Raw genomic sequence first — 21,681 nt, forward strand, 5'->3', positions numbered from 1 at the left:
GATCGCATCTGTGGATGTCGAACCGCTACGAGGTTCCCACCACCCAACGCTACGCCGTCAATACCCGCTGCGTTTTCTTCACGGCTGCCGCGTGGTCTTCGATCAAGCGATAAAGAACCGGGGCTTCGTGGCGCATTTCCGTCTCGCGGTAGAGATGCTTATCCTGGCGCTTGGTCAGTAGCGCCACGCCGAGCGCGCCGGACGCACACTACAGCGGCCGCGCGCTTGGCCCTAAGAACCCCGACTACTACAGCCAAGAAAACAAATTACTAACCCACCCGTGGTCGGTATGCTGAGCCGGGGCCGTAGTCGGCGTTGGCGTGATGTTCGGGGCGGGCGTCACATACGTTTTTTCGACTGCCGTCTGCGTGGCGTCGTCGGTGCTGCTTTCATACCAGGTAGAGACCTGCTTCGTGCTGGCAGAACCATCATCCTGCAAGCTACCTGGCTTCATATATAGCACGGCACCGCCGATATCGCCGTTTGGCTTCTGATCGTGCATAACGACGAACGCCGAAAGCGAGTGGTTCGACGGGTTCTGAAGGTCGGGCGCGATATCGACCGAAATCGGAGGCACATCGCCGTTTCGGCCTTGTAGCGTCACCAGTTGACTATGAGTGCCGTTCGAAATGTTAAGAAGCGTCCCCGTCATTTCATCGGATGTGCCATTCCCCTCGCCGACGATATCTTCGGATGCGAGATTCCCGTCATTGACGATATGGCCCTCGGAGTCGTAGTGGAACGTCGATGAGATCAGCTTTCCCGTCAAGTTATCAAGAGCGGGTTTGCCGGTGCTCGGATCGTATCTCGTCACCGAAACAGAATTGTTTTTGCTGTCGACGGCGATTTGGCCAACTATCTGACTCTGGCCGTTCTTGATCGTCGCGGTCTCGATCTGGCCGTCGCCGTTCGCGCTCCAAACGAGGTTAGCGTCGCCTACCGTCGTTCCCGTGGCGGGCAGGGTATCCGGCGCAGGCAATGCATACGGATTCGGATCGGGATTCGGTACGGGCCTGTCCGAAAGGGGATTGAGGGTAGAGGGAAAGGCTCGCCCGACGCCAAGCGGATCTAGCATGTATGCCACGTTAAGCTCCTAAATTGCTGATAGGCAGAACGAGGGCGCGTCTCCCGACTTCTGCCACATAAGGCAAGAATAGGGATCGCGTCGCATATGGGAGATTTGTTTGTGCGCAGTATGGACGATTCATCGCAGATCTTGAGTCCCGTGTTCCGTAGTCGCTACTCGGTAGTTCATGGAATGGATCGCTCGGACTGCGGATATCTCCGGTTTGCTTTCAAAACCACAATCGCGAGAGTTGGGGTAGGCAATTAATTAATCAGTACCCCGCCGCGGCCCGTGAGCTAGCGTGAACCGGTTTGCAGGCACGCGGGCATGCAGTGCCTTTCCTTGTCCGAGACGCAGGAACGTTGTATGCGGGCCTTGGCTCGATTCCCTGCCTGTGCTTTTGTGCTACCGCCGCGGCGCGCCATCGCTGCGTCCTGCGAACTGCGCTGCCCGCTCGGGTTACCGGACATGCATCTACGGATGCGATAGGTGCGCGACGCCTCGCTACGCCATCGATACGCTCGGTGTCGAGCCTCGCGGGCAACGGGTAACCACGTCCGACACAGGCCATTTTCTAAGGACGCCTAAATGACTAGCTCATACAGTCTTCCGCTCGTGGCGCTCTCGATCATGCTCGCGGCGACGATGTCGTTTGCCGCAGTCCGACTTGCACGAGCCCAGCTCGCGAGGCCGACGCAAACGAATGCGGTGTGGGCCGCCGCCACGGCGCTCGTGCTCGGCACGGGCATCTGGGCGATGCATTTTGTGGGGATGCTCGCCTTTCAGTTACCGGTCCCGATTGGATATGACTTCACGACAACGCTGGCATCCTGGGCGGCCGCCGTGCTCGTTTGTTGGCTCGGGCTGACGTTCGTGCTGGTGCCGGCTCCGACGGCAAGCGGGGTCGTTCTAGGTGCGATCTTCATGGGTTCGGGAATCGCCGTCATGCACTACTCGGGCATGGCAGCTATGGAGATGAGCCCGCCTATCCAGTATCGGCCTGTGCTCGCTGCGCTATCGGTCATCATCGGGATCGGGGCGTCATACGCCGCGTTGCGCGTCCTCATCGGCCTGCGCACTCGCACGCAAACGTTCGCCAAGGACGTAACGGCTGCAATTCTGATGGGCATTGCCGTGTCGGGTCTGCATTACGTCGCGATGGCGGCCTCCGTATTCGCGCCGTATTGCGTCAGTCGAGCCGCGAACGGCTTCGAGCGACAGCAATTTATCTTTGAACTGGTTATCACGGTCCTTGCCGTGCTCGGCGCAGCGCTGGGCGCGGCGCTGTTTCAAACGCGTAAAGAAGCCCGGTTTCGTGCAATCGAGCAAGAGCAGCGGCTCTCGGCTACGACAAGCCGCCTCGCGGAAAGCGAGCAACGATTCAAGGCGGTGCAGGAGGTTGCCGTCGATCCTTTCTTCATCCTCACGGCCGAGACGAACGGGGCAGCGATCGCCGACTTTCGCTTCAGCTACGTCAATCCGGCCGCGCTCCGGCTTTGGCGACTTCGTGAAGCGGATTTGATTGGGCACAGCTTCCTGAAACAGTTCCCCACAACGATGGCCACGGGCCTGTTCGACGTCTATGCGAGCGTGATGACGAGCGGGGAGGCGGCTATCGTCGAGCAGGAATACATCGGAGAGGGGCTTTCCGGATGGTTTCGGATAAGCTGCGTCAAACTCTTCGACGGGGTCGCAATTTTGTTTTCGGACATCACCGACCGCAGACGTGACGAGCAAGCGCTTCGCACCTCACGTGAAGAGCTGCGTCGGCTCTCGGCACACGTCCAACACGTCAGGGAAGAAGAAAAAGCGCGTATCGCCCGGGAGCTCCACGATGACCTGGGCCAGCAATTGACTGCCTTGAAGATGGCGGCATCGCAATTGGAAAATGTCGCTTGTTCGGATCGACCGTGGCCCCCGCACGAAGCACTGAACGGGATCTACGCAATGATCGACGATCTCGTCAAATCGATCAGGCACATCGCTGCGGACTTGCATCCGGTCATGCTGGAAGATCTTGGCTTGATTCCCGCCATCGACCATTTGCTCGACGATTTTTCCGCGCGCTACCGCATTCGGGCCATTCGTCATATCGATCAAGACGCGATCGATTTCAATCGCCGGTGCCGCAACGATATATTCCGGATAGTGCAAGAAGCGTTGACGAACGTAGCACGGCATTCGGGGGCGACCGAGGTCGTAGTGGCGATCGCGCGCGACGACCCGCACTGCATCGTGCGCATCGCCGATAACGGACGCGGTGTGCAGCACGAGGGGCCGAAGCAATCGTTCGGATTGTTGGGTATGCGCGAACGTGCCACGCTGCTTGGCGGAGAAATCCGCATTAGCACTGAGCCCGGCGCGGGACTTATCTTGACCGCGATCTTGCCGCTGTCGTCCATAGAGACCAACGATGTGACGAAATTTGGCACGCAACACAGCTCAACCGCACTGAGGAACAGCGTTGATGCTGAGGGAGGCGGTTGAATCCCCCGGCGGGCCGCGGAGGTAGGCTGGGGTTCAGTTTAACTTTCCCACGCCGTTATTACCTGAACGGGTGGCGTAAGCCCCGGCCGTCCCTTGCTTGCTCGAAAACTGCACCTGCCGCTGCGGCCGTTGCATCGTGCGATCGCTGGATGTCCGAGGCTACCCGAGCCATCGCCCGCTTTCTCCTGATGAAAGCGTTCAGAGTGGCCCGCCACCATTGATGACTGCACAAATTGGGGATGGACCTTTATGGTTTCGCAAATGAACCCGATCCGGTTTCCTGGGTCGCTGGGCTCGAGCACTATTTATACGGTGGTTCCAGGCGTCACGGTACGCATTTTTCTCGTGGATGCATCTTTACCGCTTTACAACGTGGTGTACGGTCCCCTCAAATTCTTTGCCGACCGAGATCAAGCGCAGCAACAGATTGAAGCATTGATACGCGATGGCGCGCAGATGCCTGCGCCGAACTGGACATGGAAGCTCGATGCGGGCTTTGATAAGTCGGTCGACGGACACGCGAAGAAGGGATGGACCGTCGAGTACAACGGCTAGGCGGCTACGGCGAAACTGATACATCGTTGTGCTTGTCCCCGGGTGTGGCGTGGCTTGAGAAATAGCGCCCCCTGACTGACGGGCTCATATGAATAGGGATCTTGATGAGCAAGGAGATGAGGATTCTGGTGGTCGACGATTTTCCGACTATGCGGCGGATCGTACGAACCCTCCTGAAGGAACTCGGGTACAACAGCATCGAAGAGGCGGAGGACGGGGCGGTCGCGCTGGGGAAACTACGCGCTGGCGGCTTCGATCTCGTCGTGTCGGACTGGAACATGCCAAACATGGATGGGCTCGAGATGCTGAAGTCGATCCGCGCCGATGCGACGCTGTCGTCGCTCCCGGTGTTGATGGTGACTGCCGAGGCGAAAAAGGAAAACATCATTGCAGCTGCGCAGGCCGGAGCAAACGGTTACGTGGTCAAGCCATTCACTGCGGCGACGCTCGACGAGAAGCTAAACAAGATTCTCGAAAAGCTGACGAACGTCGGAGGGTAGATTGGAACACCATAACGCCTTTCTTCATGCGGCGGGGCTCGAGTCGATAGCTGGTGTGACTTCCTCGGACCGCATTTTGGCTCACGTCGGGCACGTGACCCGCACCTTGCTCGATTCGATGAGCGGCCTCGGCCTCGACCGGCAAATCGAGCACGCTGCACAAGCCGTGCCTGACGCGCGGGATCGGCTAAGGTACGTTGCGACGATGACGGAAGAAGCCGCGGAGCGTGTCCTGGCCGCTGTTGAATTGGCAAAGCCACTTCAGCAAGCGCTCGAGCAAGAGGCCGTTGCGCTCGAGCTGCGATGGTCCCGGTATTTTGATGGGTCGGGCGACCGGGCGGACGTACGCGAATTGATGCGCGACACGCACGCATTTGTGGGCGGGCGCATTCCGGAAGCGAGTGCGGCAACGAACCAGCATCTGCTCGATATTTTGATGGCTCAAAGTTTTCAAGATCTGACCGGTCAGGTCATCAAGAAGCTTATGGACATCGTGATCCTGATCGAGCAGCAACTGCTCTCCGTGCTGCTCGAGCACATCACGCCTGAGCGACGCGAGCAATTTGCCGCGAACGCCGCTGCGCTCGCGAGCTCGAACGCGCCGGAAACACTAAAGAACGGCCCGCAAATCGATCCTGAGGGCAAGCCTGGCGTTATGCAGGGGCAAGCCGACGTCGACGATCTGCTTGCCAGTCTAGGGTTATGAGTCGGCCACGAACTTCTGGCCCGAGCGCGGCCGATAGCTCATAGGCAGCAAGCGAAAAAATGAAGTGGTTTCCCGCGGTCGTCACTTGCTCCACAGGACCGCGTGGAAATTCCCATTCGCTGTCGTGGCATCTCCAACCACGTCGCCGTTCTCGTTGATGCTGAGCGCTTCGCTGAACACGCCGCCGGGCAACGTGCCGAGGTCATGGAACGGCGTGGCTTCGGGAAGCCGGCTTGCAGGGAAAGGTCGCGCGCCGCGCCGGTCGTCGCGATGCCTCTAGGGTTCAAAAATGTTTCAGTCTCGAAACACGGATCGCGCCTGCAAAATCGTCCAATACTTTCGTCGCAAGGGTCTTTAGCATTCTCTCCCGCGAGCATGATTTCAGGAGAGACGCCGTGTTGTTGCAGCCCGAAGTATCCCCCTCGAGCGAGGCCTCGCCGGTAACGGGGCCCCAGCGTTGCGTGATCGTCGTGGATGAGGCGTTGTCCCCGGGTAAGGCGTCGAACGCTGCGGCAGTCGTTGCCTTCACATTGGGACAGCGCCACAGTCATCTCGTCGGAGCACAACTGTTCGATAGCGAGGGCGCAGGCCACCCCGGCCTGATCCCAATCGGCATCCCCATACTCAAAGCGACCGATCGCCAACTAATCGACCTGCGCCAGAAGTCGCTAGGCCATTGCGATGTCGTCGACTTTCCGGTGGAAGGGCAAGCGACCACCGATTACCTTGCCTTCTTGGAAGCGGTACGTGCGCTGCCGGGTGATTCGCTTCGATACTTGGCCGTGGGTATCGTGGGCGGCAGAAAGAAGGTCGGCAAACTCGTCGGGGGTTTCTCGCTGTTCTCGTGATGGAAGCAGAAATCATTGCGAATTTCGATGGTCGAATGCAGTCCACTCGATGCCGCAATTCGACGGTTATGATGGATATTTTTCGGTCACATCCGCGGTCCGCCCGATCATGAAAACGTCTGCGTCGACTCATTCGATCAAGCTGTGGCGCGCCCCTGACGTCATGGATGCGGTCATGCTCAAAGGAGAATTCGTTGGGCATCGCTATCCGCCGCATGCGCACGATACCCATTGCCTCGCAGTCATAACCGGCGGTGCGCTGGCCGTCGAAGCGAAAGGGCAACGACGTGTATGCCGTCGGGGCGATGTGATCGTCATCGATGCCGGGGTCGTCCATGCCGGTGCGGCTGCGGGCGATGGACGCTGGAAGATGCGGGTGGAGCACGTCCAGCCGCTCGCACTGGCATCGTATTGCGACGCCCTCGGCATTGCGCGGCGCGAGCGATTCGATACGAAAAGCCCCTTCATTGTCGATGCGGATCTCGCACGGAACCTTTACGGCATCAATTGGTGCTCGGAGGTGGGCGACGATCGGCTCAAGCGTAGCGAGGCGCTAGCGGGGGCGGTATTGGGCTTATATGCTCGACATGGCAGCTCCGCCGGCGGTTTGCCGATCGTGCGAAGGGAGCCTGCGCTAGTCAATGCGGTGAAGCGTCGGTTGCTGGAGGATCTGCATGCGCGCCCCACATTGTCGACGCTTGCGAATGACTATCAAGTGACGCCGTTCGTACTGTTGCGCGCTTTCATACGGGAAACGGGAATGAGCCCGCATGCCTTCATGCAGCAAAAACGCGTGCGCGTCGCGATGCAGCTGTTGCGTGACGGTTCGAGCATCGCGGAAGTCGGCGCGCGAGCAGGATTCGCTGATCAGTCGCATTTCACGCGGGTGTTCAAACAACAAACGGGCGTGACGCCGAAGGTGTATCAAGCCGCATTTCGATAATCGGTGCACGGACTGTGCGCGTTGACTTTCCGGAGGAACGCGCTTCGCGGTCTCGTTTGGTGTATTGGCTTTCGGTCGATCCATCGATGCTGAGATGCGACGGGATCCAATACTTGTCGGCAAGTTCTCAACGCCTGCGGCCGTTTCTGAAGCGGATGCGGGCGTGCCACGACAGCGAAGGGCCGTCGTGTATCGGAAGACCCATTTGCACCGTTCAACACATTGTGCGACGAGCGAGGCGTGACGCGCCCGCAAGAAGTGACGAGTCAGCGCTATCAGCGTTACTTATTCCTATATCGCAAGCAAAACGGCGAGCCGCTGCCGGAACGCAGCCAACATATGCGGCTCGTGCCAGTGAGGGTACGGTTCCGGTGGCTAGTGGGTAATCACGTCATCCTTTTGAACCGCGCAGCCGAACTCGCGAACCTGCCGGTGGATCACGTCGACCATAAGAGCCAGGCACAGATGGTGTGTAAGGGTAGGGGCGCTTGGGGTTATTGGTGTCGGATTACGTCAAGCGCTCGGGGGTAACAAGCGCGGCTGCGCAGGTCGGTGTATGGGTATAAGGAAGCGTGACTACTAGGTGCGGGCGATGCCGGGGTTTGTTCAATGGGTAGTTTTTAAAATACAATTCATTCGATAACGATTGAGCTAAAGCAAACGGAGACGTTTCGAAAATGGCGAGCGGGGTTGAAGGACGAGCGGGTTCGAGCGCTGATCGCATCGAGGCTTGATCGCCTGGCCTTCGGCCATGTTGGTGATGCTCAGCCGGTGGGGCAAGGGATCAGCGAGTTACGCATCCACTATGGACCGGGGTACCGCGTGTACTTTCAGAGGCGGGGCAATACGATCGTCGTGTTGTTGTGCGGTGGAACGAAGAGCGAACAAGCGAGAGACATCGAGGCGGCAAAGCGCCTGGCAAATGAGTTGGGAGAGTGAGATGGCCGAAAAGCTAACGACCTACGATCCTGCCGAGGACTTAGGTAATGAGGAAGCGATGGCGGTATTCATGGCGGAGGCATTCGAGACGAGCGATGTGGCTTACATCGCCCATGCGCTCGGGGTGTTAGCCCGCGCTAAGGGCATGGCGCAGATTGCAGGGCAAACGGGGCTCTCACGCGAGCAACTGTATCGTTCCTTCAGCGACCAAGGCAACCCGACGTTAAAGACGATGCTGGCGGTGCTGAAAGCGTTGGGCCTTGAACTAACCACGAGGGTTGCTCACGCGTGAGTGGGCGCGAGCGCGAAGCGCCGTACGAGCATCAGGTCCCGCAAGCGCTTGCGTGAACTCTTCGGCGGCCTGTTTGAGTTCAGGAAGAAAGCGCTTCACTGCCTCTTTCGCGGCGATGGCTTTCGACAGATAAATCACATTGAGGCTTGCGAGTACGCGGTCATTCGATCCGACTGCCACCGCGAGCGCACCGATCTTCTTTTGTTCGGACCAATCGCCATGATTGGAGCCGAAGCCGTCCTCTCGCGTTTGGCGCACAAGATTCCGAATATAGGCGTCGTCGCATGCCAGGCAACGAAGGCCGAGCGCGAGCCGGAAACTATCGCCGGACGTGCTGCGGCGCACGCAGCCCTCATCTACGAGCGTTTCGAGCAGCCGGCGCACCGTCGTGCGGTGCAGCCCCGACGCTTCGCTGCTACGATATTGTTTCGTGCGGCCATTTCCACGGTCAGTACGTGGCTCAGGTGATGGACCTGTTGGCGCTTGTCATGACCGATCTGAGCGCAATCTGCGATCGTCGAAACAATCAACTGATAGACCCGGCCTGCAACTATGGGTTGCCTCGGAACATGATTGCGACGGAACCCGGGATCAATACGGGTTTCGCCGTTGTTCAAAGCATGGGCACTGGGCTCGTGCTTGAAAACATGGGACTTTGCAGTCCCGCGAGCGCGACGAGTCTGCCCGCCAAGGGAAACCAGGAAGATCACATCAGCAACGCTTGCTTCGCGGCCCGACGTACGCGCACGGTCGTTGAGAACGCGCAGGCGGTGGTCTGCGCCGAAATCCCAATCGCGGCACAGGCCTTGGATATTGCCGCGCCGGCCCTGTGCAATTTTCCGCTAGGGCGTGGCGCTAGGGGCGCTGGCGCCGTGAAAAAAGCCGTAGCCGTCGTTATAAAGACATCTCCTGTTGGCGCGTACCACCCCTAATCGCAAGGGGACCTTTTGAACGCGGAGGATGACTTCGGGGGAGGCGGCTCGCCTGAGCGGGGCTCCCTAAGATAGAGCTGGTTCAGGGTGCCGCAAGACTGGCGAGCGTGCTGATCCATGGCATCGATCGTAGCCCCGTCTCCCCATCCAAAGGGAGCATGTCCCGCGCAGAACTGACGATCGGCCTTGTCGACACAGCGCCGAAGTTTTTCCAACGCACGTTGAAAGCGAAGGCCGGCGCTTTGCGTTTGTTCTATCGTTGCACTCAGCGCACATGGCGCACCGGCGCGGAAGTGGAACGAAAGATTCGTCCCGATATCGTCGTCGAGATGGCCTCGATATTCGAAATAATCGACGCCGTCGGTTGCATGTTGAAAACGCGAGCGAGGAAGTACTCGAGTAATGTCCGCCGAAGTGATGCAAGCAAATGGGGGTAATGGGGCGAACGCGAGCTTAGCCTCGGTCTGTTCCTGAAGGGCAGGAAGCGAATCGGCGCATTGGATCGTATGCGTCACCTGGTAGTCGATGGCGGGCTTTCCGGCGATCGTGACCTCGGGATTGATCGCAAACGCCGGGACACGAAGTCTTTCCGTGCCGAACGGCGAGGGTGCATACCACCGGCTTTCAGTGACTTCGACAGTGGCGCGCACTTGGCTTCGGGGATGCCAAGCGATAGGCGCATCCCTGTGAGCAGCCGGTATATGACGAACGCTTATTTCATATACAGATCGATACGTTCATTAAAAACATCGAGATGACGTCACAAGCAACTACCGTAACCGCCACGTCTCTATTAACGCGCGTCAAGTCGAAGAAAAGTCGCAATAAGTATTTTCCTAGTTGACCAGCCGAGCCGTTTGCGATTCCATCGCGAATGCGCTTTGGGTTTAGTAGGAATCCTCGGTAACACTCAATTCGCGCGCTCATTCCCACGTAATTTCCTCTGCGCAGGAAATGCGCTAACCCATTTCTTTTTGATCGTCATGGACACTAGGCTACGAGAATTGGGCATCGAGCTGCCTCCCGTCGTTCCCCCGCCGGGCAGCTTTGTGCCTTACCTGATCAGCGGCAACTATCTCTACCTCTCGGGAAAGGGCGCGCCCCGGCGAAATCTATCGCCCGGCGATATCGTTCCCAAAGTAGGAAGAGAGGTCAGTCTGCAAGAGGCGAATGATTGCGCTCGAGATATCGGTATTTATTTTCTTGCCTTGATCAAGGAGGCCCTAGGCAGCTTGGATCGAGTGGAGCAAATCGTCAAGGTGTTCGCGATGGTCAACGCGGTAGATGACTTTACGGAACATACGGAAGTCATCAATGGCTGCTCGGATTTATTGGTCCAAGTGTTCGGCCGGCGCGGGCAGCATACCCGCTCGGCGGTAGGCGTTAAATCGTTGCCAAAGGGTTTTGCAGTCGAAATCGAAGCAATGGTGGAAATACGTAACGCCTAAACGCTGCATTTCCGATGCACTCAATCGGACAGGTCCGTTCTCTTCAAAATCACACGACAGCGCATTCCATCGGCCCCTTACGCTGTCGTATCGCGCCGAGTCATCGAGCATTCGGCCGACTTTCAATAAGAAGACTCGCATGCATAAAGACGACCGTCAGAACCCTGCATCCTCGTCCGAGGACGCGCAACAGCCCCGTGCCAATCGGCGCAGAGAATTCCTGGAAAACCTAGGTCGCGTTGCCGGTGCGGGAGCGACTTATGCCGCAATGACCGGCCTCGGGTTATTGAATGTGCCGGCCCATGCGAGCGGCCGCTCGACGCTTCTTCCTCACGTTGACGATCTATCCGATCAAGTCGGGAAAGGTCATTCGGTGGCCATCGTCGGTGCCGGCATCACCGGTTTGACGCTGGCGTATGAATTGAGCCGCCTCGGCTTCTCGGTCACGGTGCTCGAGGCAAGCGCTCGTCCCGGCGGACGGTCCCACACCGTCCGGGGAGGAGACCGGCTGCAAGAATACGGTGGTGTGCAAGAAGTGCGCTGGGATAAGGAGCCGCACCTTTACGCCAACATGGGGCCGGCCCGCATTCCGTACCACCACCAAACGATCATCGGGTATTGCAAGGCCTTCGGCGTGCCGCTTGAAGTGTTCGTCAACGAGAACCGCGGCGCATTGATCTATGAAAGCCGCGCGTTCGGCGGCAACCCTGTCGAAAATCGCTACTTCGTGCACAGTACGCGCGGCTGGGTGTCCGAATTGCTGGCCAAGGCCGTCAATCGTCAGGCGCTCGACGACGTGCTGAGCAACGAAGACAAGGAGAAGCTGCTCGTCATGCTGAAGGGATACGGGGAATTGGATGCCCAATACCAGTATCCGGGCGCGAGCCGGGCCGGCTATCGAGTCACGCCCGGCGCGGGCCTCGTCGCCGGGGAGCTCAATCCTCGCGCGTCGTTGCATGACTTGTTGAGCAGCGAATTCGCTAAGTCCAATCTGAGCTTCACGGAAGAGTGGAATCAAGCCGCAACGATGTTGCAGCCCGTGGGCGGCATGGATCGCATCGTTCAAGCTTTCGTTAAGCGGGTTGGCCAGCACATTCGCTATGACAGTCCCGTGACCAGCCTGCGCAAGCTCGGCGATCGCGCGCGGGTGACCTATCGAAGCCAAGGAGAGGAACGCGCGCTCGAAGTCGATTTCGCCATCGCCACGGTGCCGTTTCCAGCGTTCGCCAAAGTACCGAACGATTTTTCGCCGGCGCACCAAGCCGCCATGCAAAGCTGTCATTACACGCAGGCAGCCAAGGTCGCCTTTCAAGCGGACCGGCGCTTCTGGGAAGAAGATCTGCACATCTATGGCGGCATTTCGTGGACCGATCAGGACATCGGCCAGATGTGGTACCCCTCGGGGGCTTTGATGGGCAGAAAGGGCATCGTCATGGGGGCGTATATCCGCGACGATAGCGTCGGTACGCGATACGCGGCGATGAGCTTCCCCGAGCGAATCGAGGGCGCCTTGCAATGCGGCGAGCAGATTCATCCGCGCTATCGCAACGAGGTCAAACAGGGCGTATCGGTGTGTTGGCCCCAGGTTCCGTATGCGGATGGCGGCTGGGCCGTCTGGAGCGACGCGGCCCGCGCGGAGCACTATCCGGTCCTCACGCGACCCGATGGAGCGTTGTATCTGGCCGGCGACCAGATCAGCTATCTGCCCGGGTGGCAAGAGGGCAGCGTATTGTCCGCTCACGCTGTTGCCGCGGCACTCGTCGAGCGCGTGAGCGCACGTGCCGCAGCTTAACCGCCGCACTAAGTAAGCATGCGGTCGGCTGCGTCCGCAACATCCGGTGTGGACGCAGCCGTATCAGCTCGCTGCGCGCTTTAGAAGCGTCGCCTGAATCAACCGCCGTCGGATGGCGTTTCGGTCTTGGGCATGACGCTATGGTGGCGCGTTTTCGTCTTCGAAGACTTACCCAGGCGGTGCGATTTCGCACTAGAGGTATCGGTATCGGCGGTGCGGTCGGCTTGCGTATCGGAGCGATCCGCGGCGCGAGCGAGACCCTTGTCGCGATCGCCGGAGATCGGGCCGTTGGAGTTTTTCAGGCCTTCGGCGCTCATATGGCCCGCCGATAGGCCACCGAAGTTTCCTTTCGTGCCTCCGATCCCGCTGCCCATCCCGGCGCCCATGCCCGCGCCATGTCCACCGCCGGATCCTCCACCGCCTCCGCCTCCGCCATTACCACCGCCGCCAGCAGCGAACGATACCGGCGATAGGGCCAAGGCTATGCTAGTGGCTGCGAAAAGTGCCCAACGTTTCGGTGTCATCTATTGCTCCCAATCGAATGCCTGCGATGGCATTGTCGGAGAAAGCAGGGACAGGGGACGACGACGTCGTTACCGTTTGTATCTGAAAGCGCCGAGCGAAATCGAGGCAGAGTCGCGTTTTGGCAAGCGTGGCGGCCCTCTGCCTACGTCTGCGAGCGCGGACGATTCAGACGGGCGATGCGACATTCGACACAAAAATTCTTTCGCTTCGACGTTCAAAACAGCGCGGCAAGACGATCCGCGTGCTGCGCGAATTGCTTGCGCTCTTCGCCGTGCAACCGGGTGTCGTTGGGCAGCGTAACGGTCAGCGGATTGTGCGCCACGTCGGCAACGCGCACTTCATAGTGCAAATGCGGACCTGTCGCCCAACCGGTCTGGCCGACATAGCCGATCACCTGTCCGCGCCGCACGCGAGAGCCTCGATGCAGCCCCTTCGCGAACCGCGACAAATGGGCGAATGCGGTTTGATAGGGCGGCGCGTTGTCGATGACGACGAATTTGCCGTAACCGGTCTCCCATCCAATGTACGAAATCGTGCCGCGCGCGGTGGCGTGGACGGGCGTGCCGATCGGTGCGGCCAGATCGACGCCGTCATGGCTTTGCCATTGATGCGTGACGGGGTCGAGACGGCGCGCGGAAAAATCAGACGATACCCGCGTGTATGCAAGCGGATAGCGCGCGAACGCCGGTGCGCCCGATCGGCCCTCGGCTGTGTAATAGAACGGCTTGCCTTGCAGATCGCGATGCAGGAACAAATCGTGGTCGGTGTCGCCGCGTACGACGCGCACGGCGAGCGGCACGCCGTCGGCGGCTTGTGCGCCGCTCGCGGCTTGCGCGGGAGGCATCACGAGACTGATCGTATCGCCCTTGTGCAGGTCGTGGCGAAAATCGATTTGTCCCGCGAACGAGCGGACGAGCAGGGCCGTGATGTTCTCATCGACGCCTAGGCGCCGCATCGCATCGGCGAAACTCGAATCGATCGTGACGGATCGGGTGAACGGACCAGATGGCGTAGCGGGACCCCCGCTTCCCAGTGAACGGCCGGTAGGGACGTCGTTGTAGATGGCGGCTGGAATCGACGCCGTGTCCGGTCGAGCCGCGCGAAGTGCATCGGCATCTTGTGCGGCGGGCGAGGGCCGGTCGGTAGCGGGCGTGTCGTCGTCCGGATGAGAACCCGGCTTGCCCGGTGAGAGGACCAAAGCGGCGCAAGCTGAACTCAGCGCAAAAGCGAGTACGGCTTTGCCGATGCGCGTCGTCGGTACGACGGATGCAAAGAGAGCCATGAGCGAGAACGGGAGAATCAGTGAGCGGAGCGGCGACGGGTACGGGGGCGGGGCCGGAGTCGCCGGCGATTGCATCGGGCACGCAGGCCCGGATGCTTGGCAAACGAAGTTTGCGCGGATGGTTGTGCGCAGAGCGGCAACCGCTATTCGCGCTGTACGTGCATGAGAATGCGGAAAGCGGGGCGCGATGCGCAGGCGGGGGAACGTTGAACTGACATCGAGCTGCGCATCGCCATGGGAAGCCGAGGGAAGGGCTACCGTAGACAGCGAAACTTAAGCGAAGCTTAAGAAAGGCTCGAACGATTTAGGGCTGGAATGATCGATTCATCGCGAGGCCGAGCAACGACCCATTTACTACGAAATTGTCGCTATTCGACGCTCAAGCGACCGTAAGAACAGCCCCGGCGCTCATTCAGCCGGGGCATATTCGCTGCGGAAGGTTCTAACGGTTAAGCCTCGGCCGCGCTCGCAGCTTTAGCCGGCTCTTGCACTTCGGGCGTACGGATCAGGTAGTCGAACGCGCTCAATGCCGCCTTCGCGCCGTCGCCCGCGGCGATCACGATCTGCTTGTACGGTACCGTCGTGCAGTCGCCCGCGCCGAACACGCCGGGGACGTTGGTCTGCCCCTTGGCGTCGACGACGATTTCGCCGAACCGGCTCAACTCCACCGTGCCCTTGAGCCATTCGGTGTTCGGCACCAAGCCGATCTGCACGAACACGCCTTCGAGCGCAATCGTATGCTCCGCGCCGGTCGTTCGATCCTTGAAGCTCAGACCGTTGACCTTGTTGCCGTCGCCCGTGATTTCGGTCGTTTGCGCATTCACTCGAACCGTTACGTTCGGCAGGCTACCGAGCTTCGCGACCAAGACCGCATCGGCTTTGAGCTGGTCGTTGAACTCGATCAACGTGACGTGCGCGACGACGCCCGCCAAATCGATTGCCGCTTCGACGCCCGAGTTGCCGCCGCCGATCACCGCCACGCGCTTGCCTTTGAAAAGCGGACCGTCGCAGTGCGGGCAGTAGGCCACGCCCTTGTTCTTGTACTCCTGCTCGCCCGGCACGTTGACGTTGCGCCAGCGGGCACCGGTCGAGATGATGACGCTGCGGCTCTTGAGCGTGCCGCCGTTTTCCATCCGCACACTCACGAGACCGCCGGGCTGCGAGGCCGGAATAAGTTCGACGGCGCGTTGCTGCGACATGATGTCGACGCCGTAATGACGCACTTGCGCTTCGAGGGCCGCCGAGAACTTCGGGCCGTCGGTTTCGAGTACCGAGATGTAATTCTCGATCGAGAGCGTGTCGTTGACTTGGCCGCCCATGCGTTCCACGGCGATGCCCGTATCGATGCCCTTGCGCGCCGCATAGACCGCCGCTGCCGATCCGGCCGGACCGCCGCCGACGATCAGCACGTCGAAAGCGTCCTTGGCATCGAGCTTAGCGGCCTCGCGCTGTGCGGATCCGGTGTCGAGCTTGGCGACGATTTCCGCGAGCTCCATGCGTCCGGCGCCGAACATCTCGCCATTCAGATACACGCTGGGGACGGCCATGATCTGGCGCTCGTCCACTTCCTTTTGGAACATCGCGCCGTCGATCACGACGGTCTTGACGCGCGGGTTCAGCACGGCCATCAGGCTCAACGCCTGGACGACGTCCGGGCAGTTGTGGCACGACAGCGACATGTAGACCTCGAAGTTGTAGTCACCGTCGAGGGCTTTGATTTGCTCGATGAGCTCCGGCTCGACCTTCGGCGGATGGCCGCCGGTCCAGAGCAGGGCGAGTACGAGCGAAGTGAATTCGTGACCGAGCGGAATGGCCGCAAAGCGAAGGCTTTGCTCGCCGCCTGCACGGTTCAGGCTGAACGACGGCTTGCGCGCATCGGTGCCGTCGGTGCGCACCGTGATCTTGTCGGACAGCTCGGCGATGGTCCGGAGCAGTTCTTCGAGTTCGCGCGAGCTCGCTTGCTCGTCCAGCGATGCCACGAGTTCGAACGGCTGGTTCACACGCTGCAAATAGGCCTGCAATTGGCCCTTGAGGCTGTCGTCCAACATAATGATCCTCGATGCTTGAAAAGTGACGAACGTGTTGCTTCAGTGCCGGCCGGGAAGTACCCGGCCGGCGCGTCATGACAACTGACGGTGAGGCGTGAGGCTTAGATCTTGCCGACGAGGTCGAGCGACGGGGTCAGCGTCTTCGCGCCTTCCTTCCACTTGGCCGGGCAGACTTGGCCGGGGTTGGCGGCGACGAATTGCGCTGCCTTCAGCTTGCGCAGCGTTTCGGAGACGTCGCGAGCGATCGCGTTGTCATGCACTTCCAGCGTCTTGATCGTGCCTTCCGGGTTGATGATGAAGGTGCCGCGCAGCGCCAGGCCTTCTTCCGGGATGTGCACGCCGAAGGCGTTGGTCAGTTGATGCGTCGGGTCGCCGACGAGCGGGAACTTCGCCTTGCCCACGGCTTCCGACGTTTCGTGCCACACCTTGTGCGAGAAGTGCGTGTCGGTCGTGACGATATAGACTTCAGCGCCGGCCTTTTGGAATTCGGCGTAGTTTTCCGCCGCATCTTCGACTTCGGTCGGGCAGTTGAACGTGAATGCAGCCGGCATGAAAATCAAAACCGACCACTTGCCCAGGAGCGACTGTTCCGTGACCTCAACGAACTTGCCGTTGTGGAACGCTTGTGCCTTGAACGGTTGGACTTGGGTGTTGATGAGCGACATGAAGTTTCCTCGAACAGTGGGTTGGGTGGAACAATTCGTGTGATGGACTCTATATTGACGAAATCTTTTGGAAATTGCAATTCGATAGTCGCTATCTAAGCGATAGCGTGAGCCTAACGGCGTCATAGCCGCGGGTAGGCGGGGCCGCTCAAGCGGCCCGAGGGGTGAAGCGCGAAGGCGGGCGGCGACGCTGACCGATCGGTCTACTTCGCGAGGAGCCCCGCATCGAGCGCGGCCGGCGCGAACTCGAACACGATAGACGGATCGGGGCGCACAAGCGTTTCATCCTTGTCGTCGTAGTCGAGCCTGGCAAGGATGTCGCGTATCAAATTCAGGCGCGCGAGCTTTTTGTCGTCGGCCCGCACGATGTGCCACGGGGCCAACGGCGTGTGCGTGCGTAGCAGCATCGTATCGCGCGCCTTCGAATAAGCGCGCCAGTGTTTGACGGCTACTTCGTCGATCGGGCTGATTTTCCACTGTTTGAGCGGATCGCGCTTGCGCGCCTCCAGCCGCTCCGATTGTTCCGCTCGAGAAATGTCGAGGTAATACTTGAGCAGCCGGATGCCCGAGTCGACGAGCATCGCTTCGAACCGCGGCGCCGATTGTAAAAATTCTTCGACTTGCTTGGGCGTGCAAAATCCCATGACGCGCTCGACGCCGGCCCGGTTATACCAGCTTCGATTGAAGAGAACGAGCTCTTCGGCCACGGGCAGATGGGGAACGAATCGCTGGAAATACCAGGCGCCGAGGTCTCGATCCGACGGGCGCCCAAGCGCGACGACCCGCGTGTCGCGCGGGCTCAGGTGTTCGACGATGCGTTTGATCGTGCCGTCCTTGCCTGCCGCGTCGCGTCCCTCGAGCAGCACGAGAATCTTGTCCTTGCAGCGAATCAAGTGGCGTTGCAGCTTGACGAGTTCGATCTGAAGCTCGTGCAATTGACTCTCGTATACGTCGTGCGACAGTGCTTCATGCGTGGACGTCGATCCGTCGCTCACGGCGCGATGGGAATGAGCGGGCGCGCGCACCGCTTTCGTTTTGTGGCTCATCGTAAGCTCCGCCCGTCTCGGTTTGCCTGTCGAAGAATCAGTATGCGCTTCGATGCTTCATGCGATCGTGCTAGACTCCCCAGCCATGTCATATTGCCGCAGAATCTTCATCGTCGTGCTGCTGATACTGAGCCTTCCGGTTCAGTCGTACGCGGCCGTCTCGATGACATGCGCGGCCGTATTGGCGGATGCGGGTGAAAGTGCAGTCCTGCACCTCGACTCTAGCGCATCCGAACATCATCACGACATGCGGACCGCGACATCCGCGGGCGATGCGCATCACCACGACGGCAGCCGTCATCTGCATGCCTGTTCGACCTGCGTGTCTTGCTGTATCGGCGCCGGCCTGCCGGCCGCTCCCGCCGTTGCGATTTCCATGGCCAACATCCTCGTTGCCATTCGTATTCCGCCTTCCGCCGGTGTCGTGTCGTTTTTGACCGGCGGCATCGACCGTCCTCCTCGCCACACCCTCGTCTAATTCCCCATCGCGGCGGATGACCCGCTGCGATCCGGTATTCGCTTTGGCGGTCCTGTATGGACTCGCCAGATGACGCACGACGAGAACATCTATGCGACTGATATCAGCAGCGCTGCTCGGCGCGGCGGTTGTCCTGCCGGCGCTCGCGCATGCGGTGGCTTTAATGGCCGATCCCGCGGACGCGGCGGCCGTGGTGCCCACAACCGCCGTTCCTTCGGCCTTCGACGGCTATCGCCCTTATAGCGACTCGGATAACCCGAGTTGGCAGCAATTGAACCAGGCGGTCCGGAGCAAGCCGTCCATGCACGGCATGACGCACGAAGGCGGTGCTCAGCCGCCCGCCGTCCCTCACTTAAACCACTCCAACCACTCGAAGCGCGGAGCCACCACGCCATGAAGCGACGATTCGATTCCGCGAGAATAACGGCGGGCATCGCCGTTATCGCTTTGCTCGCCGGCTGCACGACCTTTTCGAAGGACGGCGGCTTCAATGCGGTCTCCGCTACCGCCAAAGAGCGGCTGGGCCAAGATGCGGTCTTCGTTAAAACCGATGCCGACCGCGATGCGGTGGCTAAGCGAACGCAGGCCATACTCGCCGAGCCCCTGACGATGGACGATGCCGTGCAAGTCGCGCTACTCAACAACCGCGGCCTGCAAGCTTCCTACGCCGAGCTGGGGTTATCCGAAGCCGATCTCGTCCAAGCCGGCCGGCTCCCCAATCCCGGATTCACCTTCAGCCGTACTCATGCGAGCAACGGCGACTTGAACATCGGCAGAACGATCTCGGCCGATGTCCTTGGCATCTTGACCTTGCCGCTAGCCACGCATATCGAGAAGCGCCGCTTCGAGCGGACGAAGCTCGAGACGGCCGACGCCATGCTCAAGGTCGCGGCCGACGCGCGCCGCGCATATATCGAGGCGGTCGCGGCGCAGCAAGCGGCCGACTACGCGCGGCAAGTACGCGATTCGGCCGAGGCTGGCGCCGAGTTGGCGTCGCGCATGCGTCAAGCGGGCAATTTCAGCAAGCTCGATTACGCACGAGAGCAGGCCTTCTACACGGAATCGGTCGCCGAACTCGCGCAGGCGCAGCAAGAAGCGGTGGTCGCACGCGAAAAACTGACGCGAACGATGGGCCTATGGGGCGACGATACGCGCTACACGCTGCCGAATCGCTTGCCCGATTTGCCGAAGGATCGCCCCGATCTGAAAGACTTGGAACGGTATGCGATGGAGAACCGTCTCGACATTCAAGCGGCAAAGCTGCAAACGCAAGGGGTCGCGGCGTCGTTGGGGCTGACTCGCGCCACGCGCTTCGTCAATGCACTTGAGCTCGGCTATTTGAACAACTACGAGACCGACAAGGGCCATGAACCGGGCTTCGAAATCAGCGTCGAGATCCCGATCTTCGATTGGGGCAGCGCGAAGGTCGCGCGGGCGCAAGCGATCTACATGCAGTCGGTCGATCGGCTCGCGCAAACGGCCATCGACGCGCGCTCGGACGTGCGCGAATCGTATTCCGCTTACGTGATCGGCTACGACGTGGCAAAGCACTATCGCGACGACGTCGTGCCGCTTCGCAAAACGATCTCCGACGAAATGCTGCTGCGCTACAACGGCATGCTCGCCAGCGTCTTCGACTTGCTCGCCGATTCGCGCGAGCAGGCGGGTGCGGTCAACCGTTATATCGAGGCACAAAAGCGCTATTGGCTGGCGCAGACGGATCTCGAGCAAGCCCTCGGCGGTCATCTCCCTCCTCCCGGTGCGACGCAAGCGCCGGCGGCCCCCTCGCCGCAAGCGGCATCAACGCATTCCGAAGGTCAATGAACATGGTGTCCCGTCGACAATTTCTTAGCGGCTCCGGTGCCGCGCTCCTGGGCGCGGCAATGGTCAGCAAGGCCGGCGCCGCATCGCTGCCCGAGGCGCCGACCATGGACGGCGCCGGTACGCAACCCCCGCTCGTGCCGCCCAACGGCCGGCCATACACACCGGTCGCGACGCTCAACGGCTGGACGTTGCCGTGGCGCATGAAGAACGGCTGGAAAGAGTTTCACTTGATAGCCGAACCGGTCGTGCGCGAGATGGCGCCCGGCATGAAGGCCAATCTGTGGGGCTACAACGGACAATCGCCGGGGCCGACCATCGAGGCCGTCGAGGGCGATAAAGTCCGCATCTTCGTCACGAACAAGCTGCCCGAGCATACGACCGTTCATTGGCACGGCATGCCGTTGCCGAGCGGCATGGATGGGGTTGGCGGCCTCACGCAGCCGCAGATTCCTCCGGGCAAGACGTTCGTCTACGGGTTCGCGCTCGAGCGGCACGGCACGTTCATGTATCACCCGCACGCCGACGAGATGGTGCAGATGGCGATGGGCATGATGGGCTCGTTCATCGTCCATCCGAAGGATCGCGGCGTCATGCCGGTCGACCGTGACTTCGTTTTTCTGCTCGCCGCCTACGACATCGATCCCGGAACGTACACGCCGCGCGTCAACGAAATGACGGACTTCAATATGTGGACGTTCAATTCGCGTGTATTCCCCGGTATCGATCCCTTGCCGGTTCGCGCGGGCGACCGCGTGCGGATTCGTTTCGGCAATCTGACGATGACGAATCATCCGATCCATTTGCACGGCTATAGCTTCGAAGTGGCGGGGACGGACGGCGGATGGATCGCACCCTCCGCGCGTTGGCCGGAGGTCACGACCGATGTCGCGGTCGGGCAGATGCGCGCGATCGAGTTCACGGCGGACCGTCCCGGCGACTGGGCGTTCCATTGCCATAAGTCGCACCACACGATGAATGCGATGGGCCATCAAGTGCCGAATCTGATCGGCGTGCCGCAAAAGGATCTCGCCAAGCGCATCGAAAAGTTGATTCCGGACTATATGGCGATGGGCAGCACGGGCGGGGCGATGGGTGAAATGGAGATGCCGTTGCCCGACAACACGCTGCCGATGATGACCGGCACCGGCCCGTTCGGCCCGCTCGAAATGGGCGGCATGTTTACGGTCGTCAAAGTCCGGCAGGGCCTCGGGCGGAACGACTACCGCGATCCCGGTTGGTACAAGCACCCGAAGGGGACGGTCGCGTACGAATACACGGGCGAGCTCCCGGATAGCTGATCTATGT

General features: G+C 60.3%; 25 protein-coding genes. 15 read left to right on the forward strand and 10 right to left on the reverse strand.

Features of this window, described 5'->3' with window-relative positions; translation table 11 throughout:
• Window positions 1-49: 49 nt before the first annotated feature.
• Entirely contained in the window at window positions 50-187 is a 138-nt protein-coding gene (locus tag AB1286_RS18970; protein ID WP_430364710.1) for a hypothetical protein, read from the reverse strand.
• A 60-nt stretch (window positions 188-247) separates the two neighbouring features.
• Window positions 248-1,084: a hypothetical protein gene (locus AB1286_RS18975; protein WP_430364711.1), complete on the reverse strand. Its 837-nt coding sequence runs from the start codon at window positions 1,082-1,084 to the stop codon at window positions 248-250.
• 570 nt (window positions 1,085-1,654) lie between these two features.
• Here AB1286_RS18975 and AB1286_RS18980 point away from each other — a divergent pair.
• The 4 genes from AB1286_RS18980 to cheZ all read left to right on the forward strand — a co-directional run bounded on the left by AB1286_RS18980 (window position 1,655) and on the right by cheZ (window position 5,314).
• Window positions 1,655-3,553 carry an MHYT domain-containing protein gene (locus tag AB1286_RS18980; protein ID WP_430364712.1) on the forward strand — a complete coding sequence of 633 codons (1,899 nt, stop codon included), beginning with the start codon at window positions 1,655-1,657 and terminating at the stop codon, window positions 3,551-3,553.
• A gap of 261 nt (window positions 3,554-3,814) precedes the next feature.
• Window positions 3,815-4,108, forward strand: a complete 294-nt coding sequence (locus AB1286_RS18985) for a hypothetical protein (RefSeq protein ID WP_430364713.1) — start codon at window positions 3,815-3,817, stop codon at window positions 4,106-4,108.
• Between the two features lie 104 nt (window positions 4,109-4,212).
• Complete coding sequence (gene cheY, locus AB1286_RS18990; protein ID WP_430364714.1) at window positions 4,213-4,608, forward strand: chemotaxis response regulator CheY; 396 nt, start codon at window positions 4,213-4,215, stop codon at window positions 4,606-4,608.
• Window positions 4,609-4,654: 46 nt separating this feature from the next.
• Window positions 4,655-5,314: a protein phosphatase CheZ gene (gene cheZ / locus AB1286_RS18995; protein ID WP_430365119.1), complete on the forward strand. Its 660-nt coding sequence runs from the start codon at window positions 4,655-4,657 to the stop codon at window positions 5,312-5,314.
• Between the two features lie 81 nt (window positions 5,315-5,395).
• On the opposite strand, the gene AB1286_RS19000 is transcribed toward cheZ, so the two are convergent.
• Complete coding sequence (locus AB1286_RS19000) at window positions 5,396-5,494, reverse strand: hypothetical protein (RefSeq protein WP_430365120.1); 99 nt, start codon at window positions 5,492-5,494, stop codon at window positions 5,396-5,398.
• Window positions 5,495-5,709: 215 nt separating this feature from the next.
• Here AB1286_RS19000 and AB1286_RS19005 point away from each other — a divergent pair, with 215 nt between their 5' ends.
• The 4 genes from AB1286_RS19005 to AB1286_RS19020 all read left to right on the forward strand — a co-directional run bounded on the left by AB1286_RS19005 (window position 5,710) and on the right by AB1286_RS19020 (window position 8,336).
• Window positions 5,710-6,162, forward strand: coding sequence for a DUF2000 domain-containing protein (locus AB1286_RS19005; protein ID WP_430364715.1), 453 nt, complete (start codon window positions 5,710-5,712; stop codon window positions 6,160-6,162).
• Between the two features lie 109 nt (window positions 6,163-6,271).
• Entirely contained in the window at window positions 6,272-7,105 is an 834-nt protein-coding gene (locus tag AB1286_RS19010; RefSeq protein ID WP_430364716.1) for an AraC family transcriptional regulator, read from the forward strand.
• 690 nt (window positions 7,106-7,795) lie between these two features.
• A complete protein-coding gene (locus tag AB1286_RS19015) occupies window positions 7,796-8,044 on the forward strand; it encodes a type II toxin-antitoxin system RelE/ParE family toxin (protein ID WP_430364717.1) in 249 nt (82 codons plus the stop codon).
• 1 nt (window position 8,045) lies between these two features.
• Window positions 8,046-8,336 (forward strand): addiction module antidote protein, encoded by a 291-nt coding sequence (locus AB1286_RS19020; protein ID WP_430364718.1) that lies wholly within the window; start codon window positions 8,046-8,048, stop codon window positions 8,334-8,336.
• On the opposite strand, the gene AB1286_RS19025 is transcribed toward AB1286_RS19020, so the two are convergent.
• The gene (locus AB1286_RS19025; protein WP_430364719.1) at window positions 8,310-8,720 is read right to left on the reverse strand and encodes a hypothetical protein; all 411 of its coding nucleotides are present in this window, start codon (window positions 8,718-8,720) and stop codon (window positions 8,310-8,312) included. The two genes, AB1286_RS19020 and AB1286_RS19025, sit on opposite strands and share 27 nt — an antisense overlap.
• An 83-nt stretch (window positions 8,721-8,803) precedes the next feature.
• Between AB1286_RS19025 and AB1286_RS19030 the strand changes: the two genes are divergently transcribed.
• A complete protein-coding gene (locus AB1286_RS19030) occupies window positions 8,804-9,268 on the forward strand; it encodes an aromatic amino acid lyase (protein ID WP_430365121.1) in 465 nt (154 codons plus the stop codon).
• On the opposite strand, the gene AB1286_RS19035 is transcribed toward AB1286_RS19030, so the two are convergent.
• Window positions 9,265-9,918 carry a hypothetical protein gene (locus AB1286_RS19035; protein WP_430364720.1) on the reverse strand — a complete coding sequence of 218 codons (654 nt, stop codon included), beginning with the start codon at window positions 9,916-9,918 and terminating at the stop codon, window positions 9,265-9,267. The two genes, AB1286_RS19030 and AB1286_RS19035, sit on opposite strands and share 4 nt — an antisense overlap.
• Before the next feature lie 333 nt (window positions 9,919-10,251).
• Between AB1286_RS19035 and AB1286_RS19040 the strand changes: the two genes are divergently transcribed.
• The gene (locus tag AB1286_RS19040) at window positions 10,252-10,716 is read left to right on the forward strand and encodes a RidA family protein (RefSeq protein ID WP_430364721.1); all 465 of its coding nucleotides are present in this window, start codon (window positions 10,252-10,254) and stop codon (window positions 10,714-10,716) included.
• 139 nt (window positions 10,717-10,855) lie between these two features.
• On the forward strand, window positions 10,856-12,508 hold the full coding sequence (locus AB1286_RS19045; RefSeq protein ID WP_430364722.1) for an NAD(P)/FAD-dependent oxidoreductase: 1,653 nt from the start codon (window positions 10,856-10,858) through the stop codon (window positions 12,506-12,508).
• Between the two features lie 98 nt (window positions 12,509-12,606).
• On the opposite strand, the gene AB1286_RS19050 is transcribed toward AB1286_RS19045, so the two are convergent.
• The 5 genes from AB1286_RS19050 to ppk2 form a co-directional block, all read right to left on the reverse strand.
• Window positions 12,607-12,894, reverse strand: a complete 288-nt coding sequence (locus tag AB1286_RS19050) for a hypothetical protein (protein ID WP_430364723.1) — start codon at window positions 12,892-12,894, stop codon at window positions 12,607-12,609.
• 353 nt (window positions 12,895-13,247) lie between these two features.
• On the reverse strand, window positions 13,248-14,315 hold the full coding sequence (locus tag AB1286_RS19055) for a peptidoglycan DD-metalloendopeptidase family protein (RefSeq protein WP_430364724.1): 1,068 nt from the start codon (window positions 14,313-14,315) through the stop codon (window positions 13,248-13,250).
• Window positions 14,316-14,764: 449 nt separating this feature from the next.
• The gene (ahpF, locus tag AB1286_RS19060; protein ID WP_430364725.1) at window positions 14,765-16,363 is read right to left on the reverse strand and encodes an alkyl hydroperoxide reductase subunit F; all 1,599 of its coding nucleotides are present in this window, start codon (window positions 16,361-16,363) and stop codon (window positions 14,765-14,767) included.
• Window positions 16,364-16,464: 101 nt separating this feature from the next.
• Complete coding sequence (gene ahpC / locus AB1286_RS19065) at window positions 16,465-17,028, reverse strand: alkyl hydroperoxide reductase subunit C (protein WP_430364726.1); 564 nt, start codon at window positions 17,026-17,028, stop codon at window positions 16,465-16,467.
• A 203-nt stretch (window positions 17,029-17,231) separates the two neighbouring features.
• A complete protein-coding gene (gene ppk2, locus AB1286_RS19070) occupies window positions 17,232-18,074 on the reverse strand; it encodes a polyphosphate kinase 2 (protein WP_430364727.1) in 843 nt (280 codons plus the stop codon).
• Window positions 18,075-18,159: 85 nt separating this feature from the next.
• On the opposite strand from ppk2, the gene AB1286_RS19075 reads away from it, so the two are divergent.
• The 4 genes from AB1286_RS19075 to AB1286_RS19090 all read left to right on the forward strand — a co-directional run bounded on the left by AB1286_RS19075 (window position 18,160) and on the right by AB1286_RS19090 (window position 21,674).
• On the forward strand, window positions 18,160-18,552 hold the full coding sequence (locus AB1286_RS19075) for a hypothetical protein (RefSeq protein WP_430364728.1): 393 nt from the start codon (window positions 18,160-18,162) through the stop codon (window positions 18,550-18,552).
• Between the two features lie 91 nt (window positions 18,553-18,643).
• Window positions 18,644-18,949 (forward strand): hypothetical protein, encoded by a 306-nt coding sequence (locus tag AB1286_RS19080; protein WP_430364729.1) that lies wholly within the window; start codon window positions 18,644-18,646, stop codon window positions 18,947-18,949.
• Complete coding sequence (locus AB1286_RS19085) at window positions 18,946-20,376, forward strand: TolC family protein (protein WP_430364730.1); 1,431 nt, start codon at window positions 18,946-18,948, stop codon at window positions 20,374-20,376. The genes AB1286_RS19080 and AB1286_RS19085 overlap by 4 nt, the downstream gene beginning before the upstream one ends.
• A gap of 2 nt (window positions 20,377-20,378) precedes the next feature.
• Window positions 20,379-21,674 (forward strand): multicopper oxidase family protein, encoded by a 1,296-nt coding sequence (locus AB1286_RS19090; RefSeq protein WP_430365122.1) that lies wholly within the window; start codon window positions 20,379-20,381, stop codon window positions 21,672-21,674.
• Window positions 21,675-21,681: the final 7 nt, after the last annotated feature.

Source organism: Trinickia sp. NRRL B-1857, from assembly GCF_050470685.1.
Classification (GTDB): domain Bacteria; phylum Pseudomonadota; class Gammaproteobacteria; order Burkholderiales; family Burkholderiaceae; genus Trinickia.

Bases quoted from the DNA above. Each gene is read 5' to 3' on its own strand.
- AB1286_RS18980 (WP_430364712.1), top strand. From the start codon at position 1,655: ATGACTAGCTCATACAGTCTTCCGCTCGTGGCGCTCTCGATCATGCTC.
- AB1286_RS18985 (WP_430364713.1), top strand. From the start codon at position 3,815: ATGAACCCGATCCGGTTTCCTGGGTCGCTGGGCTCGAGCACTATTTAT.
- cheY (WP_430364714.1), top strand. From the start codon at position 4,213: ATGAGCAAGGAGATGAGGATTCTGGTGGTCGACGATTTTCCGACTATG.
- AB1286_RS19010 (WP_430364716.1), top strand. From the start codon at position 6,272: ATGAAAACGTCTGCGTCGACTCATTCGATCAAGCTGTGGCGCGCCCCT.
- AB1286_RS19020 (WP_430364718.1), top strand. From the start codon at position 8,046: ATGGCCGAAAAGCTAACGACCTACGATCCTGCCGAGGACTTAGGTAAT.
- AB1286_RS19030 (WP_430365121.1), top strand. From the start codon at position 8,804: ATGGACCTGTTGGCGCTTGTCATGACCGATCTGAGCGCAATCTGCGAT.
- AB1286_RS19040 (WP_430364721.1), top strand. From the start codon at position 10,252: ATGGACACTAGGCTACGAGAATTGGGCATCGAGCTGCCTCCCGTCGTT.
- AB1286_RS19045 (WP_430364722.1), top strand. From the start codon at position 10,856: ATGCATAAAGACGACCGTCAGAACCCTGCATCCTCGTCCGAGGACGCG.
- AB1286_RS19050 (WP_430364723.1), bottom strand. From the start codon at position 12,894: ATGGGCGCCGGGATGGGCAGCGGGATCGGAGGCACGAAAGGAAACTTC.
- AB1286_RS19055 (WP_430364724.1), bottom strand. From the start codon at position 14,315: ATGGCTCTCTTTGCATCCGTCGTACCGACGACGCGCATCGGCAAAGCC.
- ahpF (WP_430364725.1), bottom strand. From the start codon at position 16,363: ATGTTGGACGACAGCCTCAAGGGCCAATTGCAGGCCTATTTGCAGCGT.
- ahpC (WP_430364726.1), bottom strand. From the start codon at position 17,028: ATGTCGCTCATCAACACCCAAGTCCAACCGTTCAAGGCACAAGCGTTC.
- ppk2 (WP_430364727.1), bottom strand. From the start codon at position 18,074: ATGAGCCACAAAACGAAAGCGGTGCGCGCGCCCGCTCATTCCCATCGC.
- AB1286_RS19075 (WP_430364728.1), top strand. From the start codon at position 18,160: ATGTCATATTGCCGCAGAATCTTCATCGTCGTGCTGCTGATACTGAGC.
- AB1286_RS19080 (WP_430364729.1), top strand. From the start codon at position 18,644: ATGCGACTGATATCAGCAGCGCTGCTCGGCGCGGCGGTTGTCCTGCCG.
- AB1286_RS19085 (WP_430364730.1), top strand. From the start codon at position 18,946: ATGAAGCGACGATTCGATTCCGCGAGAATAACGGCGGGCATCGCCGTT.
- AB1286_RS19090 (WP_430365122.1), top strand. From the start codon at position 20,379: ATGGTGTCCCGTCGACAATTTCTTAGCGGCTCCGGTGCCGCGCTCCTG.